Origin of the sequence: Corynebacterium sp. MSK004, from assembly GCF_030232515.1 — a bacterium.
Classification (GTDB): Bacteria; Actinomycetota; Actinomycetes; order Mycobacteriales; family Mycobacteriaceae; genus Corynebacterium; species Corynebacterium hesseae.
The window spans coordinates 121,683-143,887 of record NZ_JASPKB010000002.1; the positions used below are offsets into that span (position 1 = coordinate 121,683).

The following is a 22,205-nucleotide window of genomic DNA, read 5'->3' on the forward strand; positions in this document are numbered from 1 at the left end:
CGACGGCGCTTTATAACACGGACAGAACAGAATTGAGGGATCTCATGTCTAACTCGGAGTCCACGAAGGAAGCTGGTCAGCAGTCGCAGGAGGCGACGGGCGGGGAGTCTAAGCAGTCTGGTGGGTTTGTCCCGCCGAAGTCTCAGGAGGAGTTTGACCGCATCATTCAGGAGCGTGTGGCGCGTGCGAAGGCGTCTGCGGCTGATGAGGTGCGTAAGTCCTATGAGGGCTTTAAGTCTGCGGAGGAGTTCAAGCAGTTGCAGGATAAGTACGATACGGCCGCAGCGGAGCTGGGTAATGAGTATCGCAAGTCTGCGGCGGCTGAGGCTGGTTTGCCTTTGAGCATGGCGGATCGTCTCCAGGGTGAGTCTCGTGAGGAGTGGTTCAACGATGCGAAGAGTATTGCTGAACAGTTTGCGGGGCTGGCGTCTGCGGGGTCTGAGAAGTCGGAGGAGCAGCAGTCTGGTGGTTCTTCACCCCGGTCTAATCCGCGTGAGCAGCGCGGTCAGACGGGCGGTAATCCGGGGGCTGACATGGACATTTCCGTTAAAGATGTTCTCAAGAACGTAAATCGTTTCTAAGCAAAAGGAGGGCGTAATGACTGCCCCTGGTACGAATCAGCATGAGCTGATTAAGCACGAGAAGTATGCCAACGTTTCTATTGGCCTTCTCCAGCGTGAGCTTTCTCTGGCTGGTCTTTTTTGGCGCTGGTCCGCAATGGACTTCAAGGGTGCCAAGGATGACACCATTAACGTGAAGGTTCCGGGTACTCTCCCGGCTCGCGACCGTGACCTGCGCGCGGTTGGCGAGGATCGCAAGATCAAGATGGACTTCCTGAAGGAGCGCAAGATTGGCGTCAAGCTCAGCAAGTTCCCGTACTCTGCGACTGAGGTAACTGACGAGCAGTTTGATCTTGATATCACCAACTTCACTCAGCAGATTCTCCAGCCGCAGGTTTATGCGGTTGCTCAGTACATTGAGCGCATGGCTGTTGCCGAGCTGGAGGGCGCTACCTACGCGGATGGTCGCCTGTCTGATGACCTGTCCAAGATTGAGGACAAGACCAGCATTAAGGGCACCCTGAAGGCTGAGGACTTCTACGGCCCCGGCAAGTACGGCATGGCCACCCTGTTTAACCGCGTGCGCTCGAACGCGATTAAGCGTGGCCTGAATGCGGCTAACCTCACGGTGGCTATCGGTGCGGATGTGGAGGAGGTGCTGCTTGAGGAGCTGACCCTTCTGGACTCTGGCTTCAACGGTGGTGACAACTCCGCGCTGCGTGATGCCACTATTGGTCGCCTGCGTGGCTTCACCTTTGTCACGGTGCCGTACCTCAAGCCGAACGAGGCATACGTGTTCGACAAGACCGCGTTTGTTCTCGCTACTGCCGCACCGTCGATTCCGGCTGGTGCCGCGTTCGGCGCGTCTCAGGCGCACAACGGTTTGGCTCTTCGCTGGCTGCGTGACTACGACGCGGACTACGCGGTGGACCGTTCCATCGTGGACTGCTACGCGGGTGCTGGTGTGGTCAACGATATTGCGTTTGGGGATGACTCCGAGCACTTCCTGCGCGCAATGAAGATCACCGCTGACCGTGACAAGATTGATGCGGCTAAGGCAGCTGGCGCTAAGACCGCCGCTTCTGCCAACGCGGGCGCTTCCCAGTAGTTAGGACAGTAGCGTGGAGCAGGGCATGAAGCTGGCGTCTCGTGAGGCGTTTGAGATTCGTCTTGGGCGTGACCTCATTGAGTCCGAGCACAAGCGTGTGGACGCAATCTTGGAGGACACCTCAGCTATCGCCGCGTCGTTGGTGAAGGCTGACTGGACCCCTGAGACTGTGCCGCATGATGTTGCTGCGGTTGTGCTGTCTGCCGCGCTGCGTACTTTTAAGAACCCTGACCGCTATGTGCAGCAAGCCATTGGTGACTACTCGGCGCGCATTGACTCATCTGAGTTCGCGTCCGGGTTGTTCACTAAGCCGGAGCTGGACATTCTTGAGCGCAGTGCTGGCAACGACGGTTTGCAGTTTGGGTCGTTTGGCACGCTGGAGACTCAGCGGGGTGAGAACTGGGCTGGTGAGGTGCAGTACTGGCAGACCAATCGTCCGGGGTTGCCGTTTCCTTATTCGGAAAGGGTTGATTGGTGATGTTGGCTGGCCATGACAACGTTGAGGTGTGGCGTAAAAAGCGCACCAACCGTGAGGGCGATGCGGACTGGATGCGCATGGGGACTATCGGTGGTTGCTCACTCCAGGTCGAAGGCTTGGTGGGTACTGAGCACACTGTGCGTTCTGATGGTGTCAAGCAGTACGCGTCCGAGTCGGATGCAACGTTGTACTTGTTCGGGCCGGAGGATGTGCGCAAAGGTGACCGGGTGGTGAACTTGCTGGATAAGCAGGCCTACTTGGTCAACACTGACCCTATTGCTCATGTCTTTCCGTCCGGGCAGTTGGCCGGGTTGAAGCTGTTTATGGATCGTGTGGAGAGGTGGTAGCTGATGCGTCTGGTGAAGTTTGTGGCTGACCGCTCTCAGCACCGCATGATCCTGAACAGTCCGCAGATGCTGGGATACATTGGTGGGCTTGGTGCTGCTGTGGCTGCGCAGTACACGGCGACAACGAAGAAGCGCACGGGGCGTAACGCCTCGATGGTGTTTGCTGAACCGGCTAAGCCGAACCACACCTATCTGCGTGACCGTGCACAGTCACAGGTGCAAACGTTTGGCGAGTACAACTTGCAGCGAGAGTTGGGTGGTAAGACTAACCCAATCCCTGAGCGCACATTGTTTCGGGCGCTGTATGTCACTGGCGGTGACGTCAACCCTGGGGCGCGCCCGCGCTATGGAGGTAGTGCTGGTAGGCCGTCGGTGAAGTCCTTTAAGCGAGGTGCACGGCGATGACTGATCAACGTTGGGGATTCCCCGCGCATGACGATGTTGTGATGAACCTTCTTGAGGACACGTTTGATACGGAGTTGGTGTGGGTTGGTTCGTGGGAGCCGGACCAAGACACGACGGCTCAGTATCTGGCAACTGTGATTGTCACGGATAACGGGTACAACACGATTGATGAGGAGCGTTGGGCCACCGTTGAAATTGAAGTCCAAGCCGAAAAGCGTGCGGACGCGAAACGGTTGGCGGCTGAGGTGGCGACGGTTCTTAATGCTCTGCCTGGTCGTGATGTGCGTGGCGTCTTGGTCGATGACGTCGTGGAGAATACAGGCCCGCGCATGGTGGGCGATATTGACCACACGAAGAGAACGTACGGCATGGTGTACACGCTGGCGTTTCGTAAGCAACTAGTCGAAGGAGACTAACAATGGCTGATATTAAGCTCGACGACCTCCGCAATGTCAAGGATGGTCTGATTCGTAAGATGGTCGGCGGCGGCGCTATCCTGCTTGCCCCGCGTGACGCAACCGCCCCGGAGTCTTTCACTGACGACAACGGTGCCCTGATCAAGCTCGACGGCTACGTCGGCCTTGGCCGTATCGCCAAGAACGGTGCCCCGAACTTCACCCCGGAGGACACCACCGAGGAGATCGAGACCTGGGGCGAGATGGACCCGTCCCGTCGTGACCTGACCTCTTCCAAGCTCACGGTTGAGGCCACCCTCCAGGACACCCGCAAGGAGACCCTGGCTATTGCCGCTAACCGCCAGCTGTCCTACATGGATCAGATCAAGCCGGGCAAGGGCGGTGAGATCTCCCTGGAGGACAACCCGCAGCCGGGCACCATTGAGTACCGCGCGTTCTTCATTGGTGTGGACGGTGTTGGCGACGACGCCTTCTACTTCGGTCGTTCCCTGCCGCGCGTGATGATCACCCGTGGCCCGGAGTCGTGGGACCCGGCGAACGCGGTGACCTACCCGCTGACCCTGACCGCGCTGAAGGACTCTGAGCTTGGCTACTCCTCCAAGCGTTTCTACGGTGGCCCTGGTGCTAAGAAGCGTCTTGCCGCTATGGGCTTTACCGCCGCTGAGGCTGACCGAGTTCTTGGCGGTGGCGGTTCCGACACTCACCGCGATGGGAACCAGTAACGTATAGTCCCTAAGTGAGGATAAAGACGTCCTCACTGGTTGGTATCGAACGGCTAGGGCCAGTCTCCCTGTATGGGGTAGGCTGGCTCTAGCCGTATTTTGTTGCACATCTTGGAGGTTGACATGGCTAAAGTAAGTTTCGCATCTCTGCGTGATGAGGCACTTTCCCGCTACGAGCTGGAGCCGTTTGTGCTGGAAATGCCGGGCAAGCAGAAGGACATTACGATTCAGTCCGTGCCAACGGGGCTGTTTCTGACCACGTTCCACATGGATGATGTGAACCCGACGGTGGGTCGGGCGTGGAAGTTCATGGAGGCTGTCACCCCGGCGAAGGATTGGCCGCGCCTGTCGGAGATGCTGCGCGAGCAGCCCATGCCAGTGTTGAGTGATTTGGTGGATGCTATCACCGAGCACTTCAACCTGGTGTTTGAGTCCACTGACGCCCCAAAAGAATCCGACGATTCCGACGAGTAATTCACCTCATGGACTATGCGGGCGCGGAGCTGGAGGCTGACTTCCACACGAGGTGGGGGTTGGACATTCACGATTTCTTCCGTGGCCGCTTGCCGTGGGGCAAACTCATGCGCTTGGTGGAGCGCCTGCCTACTGCGTCGGAGTATCGCAACCTGGTGTTAAAGGATCGCGGGCTGGCCGAAGTGTTGTTGGCTGAGGAGGCCCAAGACCCGGAGTATCACAGGTTGGATGAGGGCGAGTTGGACTTGCCTTTTACTGACGAAACACCTACCTACCAGCAGCTGCGCAATGTGACGGATTTGTTGCGGCAGCTGATTTATGTCACGGCAGCTAATGCGAAGGCACAGCCGCCGGAGCCGTCGCCTCGTCCTGAGACGGCGTTGGACAAACTGCGGCATGAGGTCGCGCAGGACACGCTGGATGACGCACTGATGCAGCTCATTGGTGAGACGTGGTGAATTAAGGAGTAGGCAATGGCAACGGGCGCACATGTAGGTAATGCGTGGGTTTCGGTACAGCCGGAGACACAGGATTTCTACAACGACCTTGAGCGGCAACTTAAGAAGGCGTTTAAGGACAACGAAGGCAAGGACAAGCAGCCGAAGGTTAAGGTGCGCCCGGAGATTGACCGGGACAAGTTCGCTGATGACCTCAACAAGCAGATGGAGTCCGCCGACACCGACAAGGTGAAGGTCAAGATCAATCCTGACGCTGAGGACTTCCGCAAGAAACTGCGTGCCTCCGTTGCTGGCATGCAGCTCACGGTGGGTGTGCGCCTGTCAGATGCAGACAAGCGGCAAGTGCAAGCTGAGCTTGCCGCACTCACCCATGACCGCGAGGTCAATATCCGCCTTAAGGACCACGGGCTTACCGACGCCCTCAAACTGATTCGTTCACTTGAGGATGATGATGTGCGCCGGGGCGCGCACCGTGTCAAGCTGGCGTTGGACACTGAGGACCTTGAGGCCGACATTAACAAGTGGGCCAAAGCCGTCACCACCATCACGTTCAACTATGACGACTCGGAGATCCGCGACAAGATTGCAGAGTTCAGTGACGCTGTTGACGAGATCATGGGCGATTCGTGGGACCCCAACAAGAAGGCCTACGTCTGGGACATTAAGCCCGAGCTGGATAAGGCGAAGGTCAAGGAAGCCCAAGCTGAACTCAAGAAGCTCACCAAGGACGAAACCAAGACCATCACCGTTCGGGTCAAGCGCTCTGGTCAAGCCGGCCAGAAAGCTATCCGCGACGAGCTGGACGAGCGCACCATTGAAAAAGAAGTCCACATCAAGACCAACTGGGATGACCTAGATGCCGGTCTTGATAAGCAGAAGACGGTCACCATCCGCCCGGACTTAAGCGAGTACGCCACAAAGAAGGTGGAGGATAAACTCGACCGTCTCACCCGCCCGCGCATGGTGGAGATCCTGACCGGCGAGACACGGTTTAATGGCTTTGCTGAGGACTTGGGCCAAGCCTTGCAGAACGCGTGGGACGACCTGGACCCCACCCTGCGCCTGGAGGACGTCTTCGACGATGACGACGTGCACGCTATCCGCAAGCGTGACAGCAGCACGCCAATGGATGTACGTGTCGTCAACGATTGGCTGGACCGGGATGTACCCATGGAGGTCACCCTTTCTAAGGACTCCCTCGACAAGCTGCAAGCCCCCGAGGTGGATGCTCAGCGCCCATTCAAGGTGGACTTCCCCGAGGTGCAAAAGGTCTACGTCGTCAACCAAAACACCGGCGGCGCTGCCGCAGGAGGAGACCTAGCTGATGCGGGTACCAGCGTGCACCAGCGCCAACCCACGAAGGTTGACGTAGCCGACGTCTCCACTAACACACCCATGCCAACACAGGTGGACGCGGACACGAATGGTGGCGGGCAGCGCTACACCCCAACACCACCTGCGGTGAGCGACAAGTGGGACAACCTCGCTGAGTCATTGCATGACGAGATGGATGCCCTGCGTCGTGAGCGTCACCGCGACGAGGGAAGCCGACTGCGCCAACTGGAGAAGATCCAATCCACCCTGCGCGCCCAAGAGATGCTGGAGCGCTCCCGCGCGGCAGACTACATGAGCCGCAACGCTTCCATTGGGCAGACCTACCAAATGCAGGTCGAGGACATTCAACGCCGCGAAGAGTTCATGCAGCGCTGGAAGGCATGGGCACCCCGCGACCTTGAACACCTCGAAGAAATGATCACCCACCTGCGCTCCATGAGCGGCGGCGGTTCCAACGCGGCACTGGAGCTGCGACAGGCGCGCCGGGGTCGTGTCGGTGGCACGCCTGAGGCGTCGGAGGATGCAGCCTTGCATACTGGACGTTTGGTTCAGAACGCGCTGCGTCATGCGGATTTCTTGGCTAAGCAGCAGGCGCGCTTTGCGGCACGTGCAGCAGCGCACGATTCGAACAGTCTTGCCGCACGTGGCGACCATGTGGCGTTGACGGGTGTGGATAAAGCCACCGCTGTTGAGTTTGAGCGTATCCGTTTGACGGAGCGTCAGTTGGATGCGGGGGAGCGTTCGCTGCGCAAGCAGGCCGAGCTGAACACTGAGATGGGCAAGCTGGAGCGCACCCTTGCTAAGACACATGAGGAGTTGGTCAACACCAACCTTGATCACCTCACCCCGCTTGAGCAGGAGTTAAAGCGCCGCAACGTTGAGGGCTTTGCCAAGGACCCCAACTGGAAGCCGTTGACGCTGGATGATGTGAAGCGTGAGCGTCATGGGCGCGGTGCGCGTCGTCTGCGGGATATGGACTTTGACTGGGATCTGACTGGGCCTTCCTTCTTCGACAAGGCCTTTGACACCATGTTGAAGCCAAACCGTCGTGACGGAACCGTGGGCTACATGGCCAAGAACCTCATGCGGGACTTGCTCAAGCCGCTGGGGTTGGGTGCGGATGCTGCCCTGAACTTCACCTCGAATACTGCCTCCCAGTTGGCGGGTAAGTCTGGGGATACGATCAAGAGTGGTACGGAAACCGCGACGAAAATTGGGCGCGGGCTGGGTCGTACTGCGCGTGACGCACACGGGGAAGTTACCAGTATTGGCACTGACTTGGTTAGTGGTCCTGGTGGTGACTTGCTTGGTGGCGGTGGCGGCAAGGGCGGTGGCCTGAGCAAGGCTACTGGCGCGCTGAAGCGCAACCCTTATGGTGCAGCCCTTGGTTCGATTCTTGACGTGGGTGCTAAGACCTACGGTGTGGGCATGAAGCTCGGCGGTGTCGGAGCTTTGGCTGGTGGCGCGGGCAACCTCGTGGCCGGCTCTTTGGGTATGGCAACCACGGCGTTGCAGCCGTTTGCCCAAGCGTTGCAGGGCATTGCGTTTGCCCCGGCCATGCTGTCGTCGCTGGGTGTTGCAGCGGGCACGGTGGCCATGGCGTTTAAGGGCTTCGGTGATGAGAACGATCCGGGCACCCCAAATGCGTTGGCCATGGTGGATGCTTTCTCCCGCTTGAATGATTCCATGGAGCCGCTGTCTCGGAAGGTGCAGGATAACTTCTGGGAGGGTTGGGCTGACTCCTTTGACCGAGTAACTGAGAACACTATCCCCGCCTTGGAGCGCTCCTTGCCGGAGGCTGCGCGCGGTGTGAGCGAGCTTGGCCGCGCCTTCGTGGACACCATTGGCTCGGAGCGTGTCTCGGAAAACATTGAGCGCACTGTTAAGGCTGCGGGCGATGGGTTCGCGCGCATGGCACCTGGCATGGCAGACCTCACGGACTTCTTCGTACGCGCGTCTGCTGTGGGTGCCGAGCGCTTGCTGCCCGCATTGGCCGACGGGTTTAGCAACATGATGCAGGGGCTAAACGATTGGAGCCAAAGCGGCGGTCTTGAGCAGTGGATGGATTCGGCTGTCGATGGGTTCCGCAAGATTGGTGACTTCACCAAGACCGCATGGCAGGGCATGAGTGGCTTCTTCGATAGTGTCATTGACGGCACCAATGCCGCCTTCGGTGAGGGCGGTATGTGGGGTGACATGATGGGCCAGCTCGACAAGTTCAACGAGTGGGCTAACAGTGCTGGTGGTAGTGACGCTATCGCCTCCTTCTTCAAGGACACGGTGGAGACCACGAAGGATATTGGCTCCACGATTGGCGAATGGGGCAAGACCTTTGTCACGGATACGATCCCCGCCTTCCAAGACTTCTGGAAGCAGAACGGGGAGGCTATCACCAACATTGGTAATGACTTCATCAAGATCATGGGCGACGGCATGTCCACGCTCACCCCGATCATTCAGGGACTTGAGCCGATGATCAGCAAGGTTGCTGACTTGGCCGAGAAGGCTAACGAGCTGACTGGTGGCCCCGGCTCGCAGAAGTGGAAAGAGAAGCAGACCGGCGACCTGGCCGACATAACCGACCGTATCCAAGCCGGTAACAACAGCCGCTCCAAGCACCTGTCTGACAAGGCCTGGGGCGATCTTGGCGACGGCCCGATGTATGGGCGCAAGGGGCGCGGACGCGAGTGGACGATGGGGTCTGAGACCAACCTTGCCGAGATTGAGTCCTCCATCAATGCAGCCACTCAGCTGCAAGCCAAGCTCAAGGAACTCTCACAAGACCCCGCCACCTTGGACACGAAGGCTTTCCGCGAGGGCGCAGACGAACTCTCACGCACCCAGCTGTATGTCGAAGCATTGCGCGGTGGCTTCCAGAACGCCACCCAGTCTGCCCACGCCACCGCCGCAGTCTTTGCCCGCCTGGGCGATTCGGTTGTGGACATTCCCGATGAGAAGACCATTGTGGTCAAGGGTGAAGGCACGGAGGAAGCACGCAGCCAGCTGAAGCAGCTGGGTGCAGAAGTCACCGAACTTAAGGACGGCAACTTTGAGATCCAGTTCCCGAACGCCATGGATCTCCTCGGCGCTATCGACGTGCTCAAGGCCCGCAAGGATGAGATAGGCGACGTCGCTTTCCAAGCACAGGGCTTGGATGACATTCTCGCCAAGCTGGAAGGCATGGCCAGCAAGCTCGTCACCATTGACGTCCAAGACGGCGACGTAGATGAAGCAGTCAACAAGCTCAACGACCTCGGGCTGAAGGCACAAAACATCAACGGCCAAGTCGTCCTCGACACCAACGCGGAAGAGGTACAGTCCGCGCTTATTGCCCTGGACGCCGGCAAGATGATCGACGGCCAGTTTGTCCTCAACGACAACGTTGACGAAGTACTGGCCTCCCTGTTGCAGCTCGACGGCAATTCAACCAACTCGGAGCACAACATTAGCGACAACGCCCAACAAGTCATTGCGGATGTGCAAGCGCTGAACGGGGAGAACACCGACTCGAAGCACCACATCAAGGACAATGCACTTGCTGTAGCAGCCGCCATTGACGCCCTTGACGGCAAGAGCACAACCTCAATCCACACCATTGTCACCGTTCGTTCTGTGCAGAACGCGGTTAGCGCTATCAACGCCCCGGGCCTTGCCCCGTTGTTCGGTGCCACAGGTGGCCGGTTCACTGGTGGTTCCTTTGCGCGTATCCCCGCATACGCCAAGGGTGACAAGCACAAGGGCTACCGACTGCCTTCCACAGGTCCGGGCACTGAAGTCACCGACGGCTTCCTCGCCCTGGACGACACCACCGGAATGCCAGTCGCCCGCCTCAACAAGGACGAGTGGGTGATCAACGCCAAGCGCTCCAACGAGTACGACAACACACTCAACGCCGTGAACTCCGGCTCACCCGAGCAGGTATGGGGCGCGGTCATCAGCGACCTGATCCGCACCACCAAACTGCCGGGCCTGGAGCAGCTGACCAAGATGCTAGACGTCCCCGGATACTGGGGCGGCGGAAAGACCAGCGGAGGAAAAAAGAAGAAGGAAGACCCCGAAGCGCGCCGCGAACGCTTGCGCCAAGAAGCCAAGGCCAAGGCCTACCAAAAGGTTGCCGAGCGCGCCGAAGACAAGGACAAGGACAACAAGTCCAAGAAGAAGAAGGAACCAGCCAGCCCCGACCTCATTGCCGAGTACGAGCGCGCCCTAGCCCGCGAGGAAGAAATCAAGCAACTCAAGGACGAAGGCTACGCCCGCCGCCTCGTAGGCTTCAAGGACGGCCAATTCATCTACGCCGACACCGACGTTGACCACGACGACGCCGTACGCGCCGTAGACCGCGCAGGCCTCATCAACGAACGCGTAGGAATGCGCGCCTACCTCGACCGCAACGACAACCCCGACCCAACCTCCTACATGGCACTGCGCGCCCTGGAGAACCAATCCGTCCCACTGACCGAGGAACAACAAAAGGTCTACGATGCCGCGCCGGGTTGGTTGCAGTATGAGTTTGATAAGCGTCGTGACTTGCCGGAGCATGTTAAGCAGGCGATTATCACTGGTGAGCTGTTGGATGATCCGGATGCGCCTATCGACTTGGAGAAGGCGCTGAACTCGCAGGATTGGATTAAGGCTGCGCAGAAGATCCTTAGCGACCCGAGGGATGTGAACAACTGGCTTGCCGCCGGCGAGCAGATTAAGTACCCGTATAGCAAGGTCAGTCGCTATGTCACGGATTCTTATACGGGTGAGGCCGCTGACATGATTGGTCTGAAGGCGACAAAGCTGCGGGACATTCCGCTGTACAACACGTTCAACCCGTCGAACGCGGCGTACAACCAGATCATCTCCGACATGAATAAGGGTCGTCGTGAGCTGGAGGGCGACTACCGTGAGCGCTACAACGAGGAGCGCAAGGTTAAGACCGAGGCTGAGAAGCAGATGCGGGAAAAGCAGCAGGCCGCAGACAAGGCGAAGCAGCAGCAGGAACTTTATGGTGACGCTAAGCGACTGCGCAAGGCTATTGACTCGCAGAACAAGAAGAACGACGAGGAGATGGCTCGGTTCAACGCGGGTATGGATGCTGTGCGCCAGCACCGCGCGTCCGTGGCTCAGTCTCAGTCGGTGACGTCTACGGGTGGTGTCACGGTCAATCAGACGATTGGCAACATTGTGGCCAATAGTGCGCAGGACGCTGCGGATCGTTTCCGCCGGCAGGCTACTGTTGGGTTTGAGAATCTGGTTGGGAGTATCTAATGGCTGAACGGTATGGGCGTGAGACGCTGGTGTATTACGGGCCTGTGACTGGGCGTAAGTGGCAGTTGCAGGGGCAGGGGCAGGAGAATCACCCTGTGACTTTGCTGCGCTCCCCGAAGGGCTTTTACGGCACGGGGTTGAAGGTTAACCGGCAGGCTGCGCCGCGCTCTCGTGTGTCTCGCTTGGTGAGTGTGGTGCCGGAGCCGTTGACTTTGGAGCTGACGGTGGACATTAAAGGCCGCACCCCGGAGGACACGCGCCGCATTGTGGAGCAGTTCAAATCGGATTGGCCGTCCTCTCATAATGAGTGGGACCAGCTGCCGCCAACGGGGCGTCTCGCCCTCAATGATGGGTATGGGCCATGGAAGTATCTTGATGTGTTCCGCGCGGATAAGTTCGAGGATCTGATTGGTATTGCGCCCATGGCGGTTGGCAAAGCCAAGCTCATGATCGTCGCCTCATCTGAGGACCCGTACCCATATGGGGACTATGAGCCTATACGGGTGGAGGCTCAAGCTGGTGTCACGCACAGCGTGTCATTGTTCAACGACGGCTCAGTTCCCGCGTCCCCGCGCTTTTACTGGCAGGGGCCGGCTACAACCTTGCGCTTTAAGCATGGCCGCGAGTTCGAGATCAAGGTGCGCGGCGAAGCGCTCATTGACTTCAGCCCGACGGAGCTGGTGGTCACTGAGGGGAATACCTCGAAGCCTATTGTGACCACATGGAATCAAGACCCTGGGTTTGTCGTGACGGGCTACAAGCAGTCAACGTTTGCGTTCAGTTCTAGTGCGGCTGGTGTAGCCACGCTCCATATGCCGCCGCGTTGGGAGGAGTTCTACTAATGAGCTATGAAGAGCTGTTGAAGGTTCAGCAGGATACGTTTCTGCGCGCGACCGCGCCGCGCCCGAGGGTGTTTGCGCTTAACAGTCGAGGCGCTAACCCTGTGGAGCTGGCGGAGGTTCTAGACCTGTCCTTTGACGTTGTGCTCAATGACGTTGGCAAGGTGCGGGTGGAGCTGCCGATGAACCCTGTCAATGAGGCGCTGTTTGCGGATGCGCACCCGGACGCCTCAATTCCGCTGGTGATACAGGTAGGCGCGTTGGAGACGGTGTGGTTTGTTACTCATGTGGATGAGAATGTTTCGTGGGAGGGTAGCTCCATCACGTTGAATGGTGTGTCCCCGGAGCGGCATTTGCAGTCCCTGTATGGGTGGCCTAACCCTAGGTTGTTGCCGGAGTTTCAGATCTCGAAGATCAAGCTGGCGGTAGGGCCGGTAGCCCGGCTGATTAAGGAGCAGCTACTCGCGCCGAACTTTAAGCGCATGGGCAAAAAGACCAAGGGGCAAGTGCATTATGTTGCGCCCACCAAGTCGGCGGATAACTATTCTCGCTCAACAATTATCGGCATTCAGATGAACGAAGTGCTGGACCTGGTGCGCAACCTTATTGACACTGATGGGCTGACGCTTTGCTATGAGGCGTATCTGCCGGGGCGTGGCCAAACACCACCGCCGGGCCATGACCCAAACCGCATGGCTCTCATCTGGGATATTCAGCAGCGCGCCGAGCTGCCGCCGGGAGGATTGTTGTGGGAAGGGATTATCAAAAGCGTCAAAGATTTTTGGAAAGACACCTGGGATACCCTTACCGGCTTCACCGACTACGACGCGGAGAACAAGGCCGTGGACTATTGGGGAAAGCCGCAGTTCATGCTGCGTCGCAACCAATACCGCGACGCCCACATCACCACAGTTAAGCCCACGGGTTCTACCTACACCGTCGGCGGCAAGTCGCAGGAGTGGTTTAACGACATGCTCTCGGCTGGACTGAAAGCTATCTTCCAGTTGCTTCCTCCGCCGCTCAACATCATCCTGGACCTGGCTGGGCTGGATGACATTCTGGACGATCGCCTCATGGCGTATCACAGCTTTGATGATTGGTCGCGGCGTGAGCGCATGGGGCCACTCGGGTTCTTCGAGACGTTCAGCCCGTCCATTGGCCTGTCCCTGGATGCGATCATGCTGATGCGCCAAGCCCAGTACAAGACGCGTGCAACGCGCTCGCATGAGGTGTCGCTGGGTGGGGCGATGCCGTTTGAGTCGTCTGCATTGTTGCAGGTTGGTTCCATGATTGCGTTGGAGTTGCCGCGCGATCGTTATGCCGTGTCGTTTGTCACGGAGGTTCATTTCGATTGGTCCACCACGAATGACTCACAGTTGGAGTTTCAGATTTCGGATAGGCCGCGCCGCGATCCGCAGGAGTCTGTGCTCAAGGCTTTGCAGGGTTTGGCGACGTTGGTGAACAAGGCCACGTTGACGGAATGATTAAACCCCCCAAGCTAAAAGCACAGCACTTGGGGGGTTTGTCTACCCGACTACCAAACGGAAGATATATTTGCGTGGTAGGGGCGCTACCCCTTGTTGGGGTGTGGTAACAGGGGTAGCACCCACAAGAAGTATCCCAATATGGGGAACTACTGTCAAATCTGGTGTGTTGTCCCATGTGGGGTATCCTTGGGTTGTTGCTGGGAGGAGTTGATATGGGTTGGACTGGAGATCCTGTTTGGCTTGCTGACGTGCTGCGCGCGGAGGGCCTGACAGTTGTTGAGATGCCTGGTTGGAAAGACCGGGGCCATGGTGACTTTGGCTGGATTTGGGGGTCGATGTACCACCACACGGGGTCGAATAACACGAGTGCGGAGTTCTGTGCGCGTGGCCGCTCAGACTTGCCGGGGCCTATCTGCAACGTGCACGTTAACCGTGAAGGTGTAATGACTGTCGTTGCAGTTGGTGTGGCGTGGCATGGCGGCTCGGGCCGCTATAAGGACATTCCGGTGAATGCGGCGAACTGGCACACGATTGGTTTCGAGGTGCAGTACGACGGCAAGAACATCACCAACGCTCAGCGTGAAGCCATGGTCAAAGCTATGGCTGCTATCTCGCGCAAGATTCAGCGCTCTGCCACTAGCTCTGTTGTTGGGCACAAAGAGTATTCCAACATGGGCAAGTGGGACCCCGGCAACGTGGACATGAACCTCACCCGAGATCAGGTACGCCGACAAATCATGGCCGGTCCGGGGCGTGTAGTTACAGGTGTGCAAGCTCCTGTGGATCATGCGCGGGACGCGTGGACACTTTCGGGTGACGAGTACTACGGGCCGCTGTCCGGGCCGGACAATTCCATCAGTGGAATGTACGGAGAGCCGGCGTACAAGATGCGCTCACTGCGAGTGTTCCAAGAAACGGTGGATGTGCCGGTAACCGGCATCTACGATGCAGCCACTCGTGACGCGGCCCGCGCGGTGCAGCACCGAAACAAAATCTATGGCTGGGGGCAGGTCTCACGCGCCACGTTCCTAGCCGCATTGAAGGAGAAGGAAATGTCAACAAACCTAGAAAACGTGTTCAACTCTCGTGTGGCTGGCTCCAGCTGGAAGGGGCCACTCTGGGAGCACATCGTCAACGGTAACGCACACGCCTACGACGCGAAGGTGGCGTCTGAGAAGTGCGAGAAGGAGCTGGCCGAGACCCGCAAGGAACTGGCCGAGATCCGCGAACTGCTAAAGGAGGGGCGCTAATGGCTACCGGCAATCCACAATCCACAGGCGACTTCGTGATGCAAGCGCTGGCCGATCGCGCCGATCAGACCAGTGCCCTCAAGCGCTACAAGGGAACCGTAATGACTGCCGTTGCCTGGGTGCTGGCCATCGCAGCAGTTGTTGCCGACTCAGGCCTGGATCTTCCCGACTGGGCAGCAACCGCCCTCGTAGTAGTCCTCGGCGCGGCGAACGCCCTGGGTATCCGCTACTACAAGCCGGAACCAACCACCGCGCAGCGAGACATGGTGCGCTCCACCATTGCCCACCAAATCGACTACGCGCACGGCATCAGCCCCCAGTAGCCATGTTTAACTCCAAGCGGGAAAAACGGATCGTGCGGGGAAAACCAAGCCTCCTCGTTAGCCTAGGGCCGCGCCTATTCTTCATAGCCAACGCCGCCCTAGGCATTGCGGCAGTCGCCCGCGCCCTGGACTACCTGTACCTCAGCTTCCTGCATGAAGTACCTAAAAGTCTCTTTGCTGTGGAAGCAGCTGCACCACTGTGGCTATGGGCAATACTTCTTTTGGTCGGCGCACTACTCATGCTCATAGGCTCCTTGGACCCACCCCGACTCCTTAGCCTCGCCTACGGGCACGCAGTACTGTGCGCGGTGTGGGCCATGATCGGCACCGGCATGTTCCTACAGGCCATAAGCGACGACATACCCGGAGGCTGGCGCGGCGGCTTAGCCCTACTGTTCGGCATTGCAGTCATGCACTTCCTCTTCGGCTTCTCCACCTTCGTACGCTGGAAGGCCCTGACAGAACTAGCAGAACATGCTGTAGTTATCGAGAAAGGATAGCCCCGTGGAAGAGTTCTCTAACACGTGGGCTATCTACTCGGCAGGTATCCTCGCCGTCCTATCCTTTCTCATCACCGTCTCCGAACGCATCCAAAAACTCCTCGGACCAATCGGCTCATGGTTCAGCGCACGCAAGACCCGCGCAGTCAACGCACAACGCGAACTCGAAGTACTCATTGAACAACGCCTCGACAACCAAATAGCCGTCCTCATAGACGAGGCCGACATGTACCGCGAACGCAACGAAAAACTCATCACCGAAATGAACACAATCCTGGACGAGAACCTACGACTCGCCCAAACAAACGCGCAACTCAAACGCCTACTAGCAGAGAACGGATTATGCGATGGACAAGATCGAACAGATACGCAAGATTAGCCACCTCCTCGGCCACATCAACGTACCCGCCGGCGACGGCTACCCCGAGATAGACATGGTCTTCCTCGGACCCGTAGCACGCATCGCAGAATGGATGTACGAGCAGGGACTGCGATACGACCCGCCCAGTGTAGGCTGAGGGTTGCCAAATAGGGACAACGACGAAGGTGCCACATGACAACCTCCAACATTGAACCCGGATACAAATACGTCGCGCGCCGGGATGATTCGCCCACGAGTGCTGACACGCGTCCTGGTATTGGGCTTGGGCCTATTGCTGAGGCTTTCTACAAGCTACTCAATGGGGTTGTGGAGACTATCGGCAAGGTGCTGGGTGGCGCTGCCGAGTTGGCGGTGGGCGCTTTTAAGTGGATTCTGTCGGGTGTGCGCAATATCCTCACGACGGTCTTTCAGACTTTGGGAGCTTTGTTCTCGAAAGACCCTGACGATGTTATCCCGGATTACGCGTCCCCAATTAGGGCAGATCTTGAAGCTGCCGTGAAGCCCATGTTCGACCGCATTGACGAGAACAACAAGGCGATTGACGACGCTCAGGGTGAGATACAGAAGCTGCTTGAGAAGCAGCGTGGGCTGACCGCCAAGTATGAGGAAACGCTGCAAGGCCAGACCAAGATCCGCCAAGACCAAACGAAGGTCAACGACGAGATTAAGGGGCAAGTCGCTAGCCTGGAGTCGGCTTCCGCCAAGGTCTCGAAGACCGTGGATGAGCTGGTGGCTTTCAAGAACGGGATGGATGCGCGTATCGCCGCCGCGATGGAGGAGATGCGCACCAATCTGGACTTGGCCGCTGAGTTGGAGAAAGCTCAGGCTGCGGTGGAGAAGAAGATCACCGACGGGCTGAACAAGGGCGGTAAGCTCGCCTCGAAGATTACTGCGCTGACAGTCGCGCCGGATGGTAAGTCCTTTGCTGATTTCTGGCAGGAGCGTGGCCAGCAGATCATTAAGATGCAGGCGTGGTACAACGACTGGAATAACGGCCAGTGGAAGTTGCAGACTGAGTGGAATGATCTGCAAACCAACTGGAACCAGAAGGTCACAGCAACGCTGAATGAGCAGGTGAAAATCAACTCAGATCAGACCACGTTCAACGGGTTTGTCAAAGACTTTGTGACGGTTCAGAAGTGGTACAACGAGAACAACACGTCGTTGTGGAAGTTGCAGCGGGACTTCAACGATAAGGCGACTGGCTGGCAGGCTAAGCAGGAACAGCTCAATACGCTTGATAAAGACTTTCAGCGTGAGCAGCGGTCAACGAATGAGCAGTTCGACACAATCCTTAAGCGCCTGCGCATGAACCAAGACGAGTTGGCTGAGATTGCTAGGGAGCAAGCTGAGTTCATCTTCCGCAAGCTGGTGGCCCAGCGCAACGGAACGCAGGCCACAGAGAATGAACACTGGTATGTGCGCCCGGACCAGAACGAGCTTCGGGCTAAGGGGTCATGGTCCGGCGAGGCGTCGGTCCGTGTTTACCGAACGCGGCCCAGAGCTGGCAAGGATGAACTCAGCATTGCTAGCGAGATGCTGTATCCCATTCCGTTGTCTGACGGTTCGCGCACGATCAAGCTGCCCGTGACCGTAACCTCCGGGTTAACCGACACGATTGCTGTGGACTATTCCGTGGCGCGTGGCAAGCGCATCATTGAGATATTCCCCGACGGTGCCCCAGCTGGCGAGTCCACGCCCGCGAGCGGTCGCTGGGCCAACCTCAATACGTTCACCGTGCAGCGCACAACGGTGCACCGCTTCTCCTTCGACGTTGTGTGGAAGGCCGCTACGTTCCACAACCGCTACGGTGTGCGCGTCACACGCAATGGCAGCGTGGTGGCGAGTGTCGGGCCGAAGGATGGTGTTGGCCCACTCACGCCGCTTGGCAACGGTGTGCGCGTTATGAGTATCGACGAGCAGTCAGTGGTGTTCAACAAGGGCGACAGGATTGCCTTCGAGGTGTACACGACGGGCGACACGGCGGCGCAACGCACCTTGAAGACGTGGACTCGCACCGTTTCATACATGTCTGATCCGAAGGAGTAGTGATGGTAAATATCAAGATTGACCTTAGGGATGTTGGTGGTGAGCCAACGGGTAAGCATGCTAACCGTAGAGACTCTGTGACGGTGTGGGCACCCACGTTCCGTCCGGCGACCGCAGGTGATTTCACGGTGGCACCGTCGCCGCGCAAGTATCACTTTGATGCCTCTGGTGTTGTCACGCTTCAAGGCATTGAGGCTGGCCCGCTGATTGTGCAGTTTGATGTGCGGCAGATTAGCGGCAGGGACACGTTTGAGGTCAACGTCCCAAATGGCACGTCCACGATTCCGCTGCGTGAGCTGATCGCTGGACAGTACGATTATTCGCCGGCGGTGATCTCGGATGCTCAACGTATCTTGGCGTCAGCTAGAAACCTCTTAGCCGACGTCAACAACAAGCAGGAACAGATCGCCGGCAACACAAGCGCGTCCAAGCGTGATGCGGCGACCGCGAAGGATGGGGCTACTCGGGCGGAGACGGCGGCTGAGGCGGCGAAGAAGTCTGAGACCAGTGCTGCGGCGTCTGCCAGTGGGGCGAAGGCGTCCGCGTCGTCTGCGTCTACTGATGCGTCGAAGGCTGCGGCGTCTGAGAAGAATGCTGCCGCCTCGGCGTCTTCAGCTAAGGCTGATGCGGATAGGGTGAGCAAGGTTGCGGAGTCAACGTCCTGGAATGAGGACAAGCTGACGGTTAATGGGAAGACGTCCCCGTCTTTGACTGGCCCGAAGGGTGACGTTGGGCCGCGAGGCGAGACTGGTCCTCGTGGCGAGACTGGCCCTCAGGGGCTTAAAGGCGACCCTGGCCCTAAGGGCGACGTCGGTCCTGTTGGTGCTAGGGGCGCGACTGGGCCTCGTGGTGAGACTGGACCTATTGGCCCAACCGGGCCTAAGGGTGCGGATGGTAAAGACGGGGTGACGACGTGGGATGCGATCAACAACAAGCCCAGCACGTTCCCGCCAGAGAACCACACGCACACGTCCGATCACATTAGTGATGCGGTTGGCTACTTTGGTTCGCCTGCATTTGGCAACCGCGTAGTGAAAACTAACCCCACGGGGCACCTTCACGACGTAAATGACCCGACTGAGAACAATCATCTCGCACGCAAGGGCTACGTCGATAAGGTTGGCAACGAGAAGGCTGACAAGTCGCACACGCATAAGGTTGCGGATATAACTGATATTCCCGCGATTGACTACCGCGCAACCGGAGGTGCGATAGTTAAGCGGCTGTCTAGCGGGCAGATTACCGTGCCGGAAACACCGGACGGGAACGCCGTTGCGGCCTCCAAAAAGTATGTGGATGACACCGCGTTCCCCGCGTATATCACGATTATTGGGGGCAATGAGGACTTAAACAATTACACGAAGACCGGCATCTACCATCAGAACATGAACGCCAACGTTAGTTCTGGCACTAACTATCCGTCCCGCCTGGCCGGGCTTCTAGAGGTGTTCAACCCGGATTCGTCAATGACCTACCAGCGCTATACGGAATTTGGTTCCTCGAATAAGGTTTGGACGCGTGGTTTGTATGGCAAAACCTGGTCCCCATGGAAGATGAGTGAACAGGCAGGGCATACGCATACTTCGGCTGACGTCTCGGATGCGGTTGAGGCATACGAACTTAAGGCTGATGGAAATAATGCTAACCGTTTAATCCGTTCGGATTCTCGTGGCCGTATCACCGTGCAGGATGCGCACTTTAAGGACGCGGAAACGGCTGTGGTGAACAGGCGCTATGTGGATTCACGTATTCAGGTTGTGTCCTCACTGCCGTCTCGTCCGGCGTCGAATGTTCTCTATGTGATTACGGAGTAGCCATGCCTGTTCATATTGGTGGCAAGAAGGTTAAAGAGCTGTACTACGGCGGCAAGAAAATCAAGGAAGCCTGGTACGGCGGCAAGAAAGTGTATTCGAATGTGGGTGCCTATATCTGGCCGTGGACTTACGGGAAGGACTATAAGCTTTGGGAGTTAGTGCACAGTAACGGAACTGTTTATGAGTGTATTGCTGCCCACACGTCAGATGCTGGCACGAGTAAGCCAGGTGAAGGTTGGGATGAATACTCATATTGGAGGCGAGTTGGCTACGTCAGCGAGTATGAGAATATCCGCTACTTCCCGTGGAAGTTAAATGAATACTACTCCAGTCTTTCAGTTGTCGAGGCCACAGTTAATGGGGTTGCGGGAACTTATGAGTGTCTTAAGTACAACAAAGCGACTGCATCTAATCACCCTGGCGGGCCTGAGGGTACTACGTACTGGCGGAAGATATAAGACTTTGAGGATTACTACAGGAGGAATTGGAAATGAATGTTGATGAGATCAAGCTGGCGATTCGGCAGCTAGGGCAGGAAGACTTCGAGCGCGTCCTATCGTGGGTGTGCGCGGATGAGTTGGACCGGCGCAGGGCGGCACCGGCTGTTGAGCAGGCGCAGGCCGAGTTGGTGAGCGAGTTGCAGGAGGCTGGCAAGCTGGACAAGCCGAAGGCTGTGACGCTAGAGGAGGCTGCCGAAGCGCCGGACAAGGTGCCGGCGTGGGAGAACCCGCTCACGGATCACTCGAAGATGTACGGCCAGACAAATGTTATTACCCACAATGGACGCTTCTGGGAGTCCACTCATGCGGGGCTTAATTCCTGGGAGCCTGGAGCGCAGGGTGTGGATGAGTACATTTGGCGTGACGTCACAGGGCAGGTGCGCCCTACCGCGCCGGAGGAGAACACTGCTAGCCCTGGTGCTATCCCGTTCGCCCCGGAGCTGCCGGTGGAGGAGGGGGACCTGGTGGATTATGAGGGTGTGGTGTACAAGGTGCTCAGTGGGCATGTCACCAAGTCGTACTGGCTACCGCCGGAGTCGCCTAGCTTGTTTGAGCGCGTGTAGCTTTAGCCCCCGCTGGCCGTGTTGGCTGGTGGGGGCTTTCGCTTTGAGGGAGTGGGCGTGCCCACCGCGTGCCCACAGTTGCGCCCACGAGTGCGCATGTTTGCGCCTGTGACCTGGTGCGCCCCTATATGGGGAACTGCCTGGTCGTGGGGTAAACCCGCAGGTAGCGGGCTGTGAGATCGGGATTTGAGCCGACGACGGGAATCGAACCCGCGCCAGCAGCTTGGGAAGCTGCAGTTCTACCATTAAACTACGTCGGCGCAATGCAGAATCTGCATCGCAGTAAAGCTTAGCACCGCCGCCGCCCGAGGCCATAAAAGGCCCAGTGGGGAGGTAGACTGTGTGCCGTGCTTCTTTCAGATCGTGACATTCGTGCCGCCATCGACTCAGAGGGGCCTGATGCCTTGGGCATTGAGCCTTATGACGCAGAGATGGTCCAGCCTTCCTCAATCGATGTGCGCCTAGACAAGTTCTTCCGCGTGTTTAATAACTCGCGCTACACGCACATCGACCCCAAACAGGAGATGCCGGACCTCACCAGCGAGGTCGAGGTTGCAGACGGGGATGCCTTCGTGTTGCATCCGGGTGAGTTTGTGCTTGGCGCAACGCTGGAGAAGTTCACACTGCCCGCGAATTTGGCTGGTCGCTTGGAGGGCAAGTCCTCCCTGGGGCGCTTGGGCCTGCTGACGCACTCCACGGCCGGATTCATTGATCCGGGTTTCTCCGGACACATCACGCTCGAGTTGTCTAACACCGCGAACTTGCCCATTACCTTGTGGCCGGGGATGAAGGTGGGTCAGCTGGCCATCTTCCAGATGTCCTCGCCAGCGGAGGCGCCGTATGGCTCCGGCGCACTGGGCTCGAAGTACCAGGGCCAGCGCGGGCCGACGCCGTCGAAGTCCTATCTGAACTTCCGTTAAACTTTTCGTGCTCGCCGCG

At 58.0% G+C, this 22,205-nt stretch carries 21 protein-coding genes and 1 tRNA gene; 21 read left to right on the forward strand and 1 reads right to left on the reverse strand.

Going from position 1 to position 22,205, the window contains the following annotated elements; translation table 11 throughout:
• Window positions 1-44 precede the first annotated feature (44 nt).
• The 20 genes from QP999_RS03125 (at window position 45) to QP999_RS03220 (ending at window position 21,266) form a co-directional block, all read left to right on the forward strand.
• On the forward strand, window positions 45-581 hold the full coding sequence (locus QP999_RS03125) for a hypothetical protein (protein WP_143334590.1): 537 nt from the start codon (window positions 45-47) through the stop codon (window positions 579-581).
• A 16-nt stretch (window positions 582-597) separates the two neighbouring features.
• On the forward strand, window positions 598-1,668 hold the full coding sequence (locus QP999_RS03130) for a phage major capsid protein (RefSeq protein ID WP_143334591.1): 1,071 nt from the start codon (window positions 598-600) through the stop codon (window positions 1,666-1,668).
• A 25-nt stretch (window positions 1,669-1,693) separates the two neighbouring features.
• A complete protein-coding gene (locus QP999_RS03135; RefSeq protein ID WP_143334592.1) occupies window positions 1,694-2,146 on the forward strand; it encodes an uS10 family ribosomal protein in 453 nt (150 codons plus the stop codon).
• Window positions 2,146-2,493 (forward strand): hypothetical protein, encoded by a 348-nt coding sequence (locus QP999_RS03140; RefSeq protein ID WP_143334593.1) that lies wholly within the window; start codon window positions 2,146-2,148, stop codon window positions 2,491-2,493. The genes QP999_RS03135 and QP999_RS03140 overlap by 1 nt, the downstream gene beginning before the upstream one ends.
• 3 nt (window positions 2,494-2,496) lie before the next feature.
• Complete coding sequence (locus QP999_RS03145) at window positions 2,497-2,898, forward strand: hypothetical protein (protein WP_239249109.1); 402 nt, start codon at window positions 2,497-2,499, stop codon at window positions 2,896-2,898.
• Window positions 2,895-3,314 (forward strand): hypothetical protein, encoded by a 420-nt coding sequence (locus QP999_RS03150; RefSeq protein ID WP_143334595.1) that lies wholly within the window; start codon window positions 2,895-2,897, stop codon window positions 3,312-3,314. Before QP999_RS03145 ends, QP999_RS03150 begins: the two co-directional genes overlap by 4 nt.
• Before the next feature lie 2 nt (window positions 3,315-3,316).
• Complete coding sequence (locus QP999_RS03155; RefSeq protein WP_284847653.1) at window positions 3,317-4,036, forward strand: phage tail tube protein; 720 nt, start codon at window positions 3,317-3,319, stop codon at window positions 4,034-4,036.
• Window positions 4,037-4,159: 123 nt separating this feature from the next.
• A complete protein-coding gene (locus tag QP999_RS03160) occupies window positions 4,160-4,510 on the forward strand; it encodes a hypothetical protein (RefSeq protein WP_284847654.1) in 351 nt (116 codons plus the stop codon).
• 8 nt (window positions 4,511-4,518) lie between these two features.
• Window positions 4,519-4,968, forward strand: a complete 450-nt coding sequence (locus tag QP999_RS03165) for a hypothetical protein (RefSeq protein WP_284847655.1) — start codon at window positions 4,519-4,521, stop codon at window positions 4,966-4,968.
• 15 nt (window positions 4,969-4,983) lie between these two features.
• Window positions 4,984-11,559, forward strand: a complete 6,576-nt coding sequence (locus QP999_RS03170; RefSeq protein ID WP_284847656.1) for a hypothetical protein — start codon at window positions 4,984-4,986, stop codon at window positions 11,557-11,559.
• Window positions 11,559-12,401 (forward strand): hypothetical protein, encoded by an 843-nt coding sequence (locus QP999_RS03175; protein ID WP_284847657.1) that lies wholly within the window; start codon window positions 11,559-11,561, stop codon window positions 12,399-12,401. The genes QP999_RS03170 and QP999_RS03175 overlap by 1 nt, the downstream gene beginning before the upstream one ends.
• Window positions 12,401-13,882 (forward strand): Gp37-like protein, encoded by a 1,482-nt coding sequence (locus tag QP999_RS03180; RefSeq protein ID WP_239249104.1) that lies wholly within the window; start codon window positions 12,401-12,403, stop codon window positions 13,880-13,882. The genes QP999_RS03175 and QP999_RS03180 overlap by 1 nt, the downstream gene beginning before the upstream one ends.
• Before the next feature lie 338 nt (window positions 13,883-14,220).
• Window positions 14,221-15,135 carry a peptidoglycan recognition protein family protein gene (locus QP999_RS03185; protein WP_284847734.1) on the forward strand — a complete coding sequence of 305 codons (915 nt, stop codon included), beginning with the start codon at window positions 14,221-14,223 and terminating at the stop codon, window positions 15,133-15,135.
• Window positions 15,135-15,458, forward strand: a complete 324-nt coding sequence (locus QP999_RS03190; RefSeq protein WP_284847658.1) for a hypothetical protein — start codon at window positions 15,135-15,137, stop codon at window positions 15,456-15,458. Before QP999_RS03185 ends, QP999_RS03190 begins: the two co-directional genes overlap by 1 nt.
• Window positions 15,459-15,460: 2 nt before the next feature.
• Window positions 15,461-15,958: a hypothetical protein gene (locus QP999_RS03195; protein WP_284847659.1), complete on the forward strand. Its 498-nt coding sequence runs from the start codon at window positions 15,461-15,463 to the stop codon at window positions 15,956-15,958.
• A gap of 4 nt (window positions 15,959-15,962) precedes the next feature.
• A complete protein-coding gene (locus tag QP999_RS03200) occupies window positions 15,963-16,337 on the forward strand; it encodes an MreC domain-containing protein (protein WP_143334605.1) in 375 nt (124 codons plus the stop codon).
• A gap of 174 nt (window positions 16,338-16,511) precedes the next feature.
• A complete protein-coding gene (locus QP999_RS03205) occupies window positions 16,512-18,389 on the forward strand; it encodes a coiled-coil domain-containing protein (protein ID WP_284847660.1) in 1,878 nt (625 codons plus the stop codon).
• Between the two features lie 2 nt (window positions 18,390-18,391).
• Window positions 18,392-20,203 (forward strand): hypothetical protein, encoded by a 1,812-nt coding sequence (locus tag QP999_RS03210; RefSeq protein ID WP_284847661.1) that lies wholly within the window; start codon window positions 18,392-18,394, stop codon window positions 20,201-20,203.
• A 2-nt stretch (window positions 20,204-20,205) separates the two neighbouring features.
• On the forward strand, window positions 20,206-20,661 hold the full coding sequence (locus tag QP999_RS03215) for a hypothetical protein (protein WP_284847662.1): 456 nt from the start codon (window positions 20,206-20,208) through the stop codon (window positions 20,659-20,661).
• 32 nt (window positions 20,662-20,693) lie between these two features.
• Window positions 20,694-21,266, forward strand: coding sequence for a carbohydrate-binding protein (locus QP999_RS03220; protein WP_284847663.1), 573 nt, complete (start codon window positions 20,694-20,696; stop codon window positions 21,264-21,266).
• 189 nt (window positions 21,267-21,455) lie between these two features.
• On the opposite strand, the gene QP999_RS03225 is transcribed toward QP999_RS03220, so the two are convergent.
• Window positions 21,456-21,526: transfer RNA gene (locus QP999_RS03225), tRNA-Gly, on the reverse strand.
• 87 nt (window positions 21,527-21,613) lie between these two features.
• Between QP999_RS03225 and dcd the strand changes: the two genes are divergently transcribed.
• Window positions 21,614-22,186: a dCTP deaminase gene (dcd, locus tag QP999_RS03230; RefSeq protein WP_284847664.1), complete on the forward strand. Its 573-nt coding sequence runs from the start codon at window positions 21,614-21,616 to the stop codon at window positions 22,184-22,186.
• Window positions 22,187-22,205: the final 19 nt, after the last annotated feature.

What these genes read in the sequence shown, in the direction of transcription:
- QP999_RS03185 (WP_284847734.1), top strand. Translation starts at nt 14,221, where the DNA reads ATGTACCACCACACGGGGTCGAATAACACGAGTGCGGAGTTCTGTGCG.
- QP999_RS03205 (WP_284847660.1), top strand. Translation starts at nt 16,512, where the DNA reads ATGACAACCTCCAACATTGAACCCGGATACAAATACGTCGCGCGCCGG.
- QP999_RS03140 (WP_143334593.1), top strand. Translation starts at nt 2,146, where the DNA reads ATGTTGGCTGGCCATGACAACGTTGAGGTGTGGCGTAAAAAGCGCACC.
- QP999_RS03175 (WP_284847657.1), top strand. Translation starts at nt 11,559, where the DNA reads ATGGCTGAACGGTATGGGCGTGAGACGCTGGTGTATTACGGGCCTGTG.
- QP999_RS03165 (WP_284847655.1), top strand. Translation starts at nt 4,519, where the DNA reads ATGGACTATGCGGGCGCGGAGCTGGAGGCTGACTTCCACACGAGGTGG.
- QP999_RS03135 (WP_143334592.1), top strand. Translation starts at nt 1,694, where the DNA reads ATGAAGCTGGCGTCTCGTGAGGCGTTTGAGATTCGTCTTGGGCGTGAC.
- QP999_RS03210 (WP_284847661.1), top strand. Translation starts at nt 18,392, where the DNA reads ATGGTAAATATCAAGATTGACCTTAGGGATGTTGGTGGTGAGCCAACG.
- QP999_RS03180 (WP_239249104.1), top strand. Translation starts at nt 12,401, where the DNA reads ATGAGCTATGAAGAGCTGTTGAAGGTTCAGCAGGATACGTTTCTGCGC.
- QP999_RS03195 (WP_284847659.1), top strand. Translation starts at nt 15,461, where the DNA reads ATGTTTAACTCCAAGCGGGAAAAACGGATCGTGCGGGGAAAACCAAGC.
- QP999_RS03160 (WP_284847654.1), top strand. Translation starts at nt 4,160, where the DNA reads ATGGCTAAAGTAAGTTTCGCATCTCTGCGTGATGAGGCACTTTCCCGC.
- QP999_RS03170 (WP_284847656.1), top strand. Translation starts at nt 4,984, where the DNA reads ATGGCAACGGGCGCACATGTAGGTAATGCGTGGGTTTCGGTACAGCCG.
- QP999_RS03145 (WP_239249109.1), top strand. Translation starts at nt 2,497, where the DNA reads ATGCGTCTGGTGAAGTTTGTGGCTGACCGCTCTCAGCACCGCATGATC.
- QP999_RS03130 (WP_143334591.1), top strand. Translation starts at nt 598, where the DNA reads ATGACTGCCCCTGGTACGAATCAGCATGAGCTGATTAAGCACGAGAAG.
- QP999_RS03220 (WP_284847663.1), top strand. Translation starts at nt 20,694, where the DNA reads ATGAATGTTGATGAGATCAAGCTGGCGATTCGGCAGCTAGGGCAGGAA.
- QP999_RS03215 (WP_284847662.1), top strand. Translation starts at nt 20,206, where the DNA reads ATGCCTGTTCATATTGGTGGCAAGAAGGTTAAAGAGCTGTACTACGGC.
- QP999_RS03125 (WP_143334590.1), top strand. Translation starts at nt 45, where the DNA reads ATGTCTAACTCGGAGTCCACGAAGGAAGCTGGTCAGCAGTCGCAGGAG.
- QP999_RS03155 (WP_284847653.1), top strand. Translation starts at nt 3,317, where the DNA reads ATGGCTGATATTAAGCTCGACGACCTCCGCAATGTCAAGGATGGTCTG.
- QP999_RS03150 (WP_143334595.1), top strand. Translation starts at nt 2,895, where the DNA reads ATGACTGATCAACGTTGGGGATTCCCCGCGCATGACGATGTTGTGATG.
- QP999_RS03190 (WP_284847658.1), top strand. Translation starts at nt 15,135, where the DNA reads ATGGCTACCGGCAATCCACAATCCACAGGCGACTTCGTGATGCAAGCG.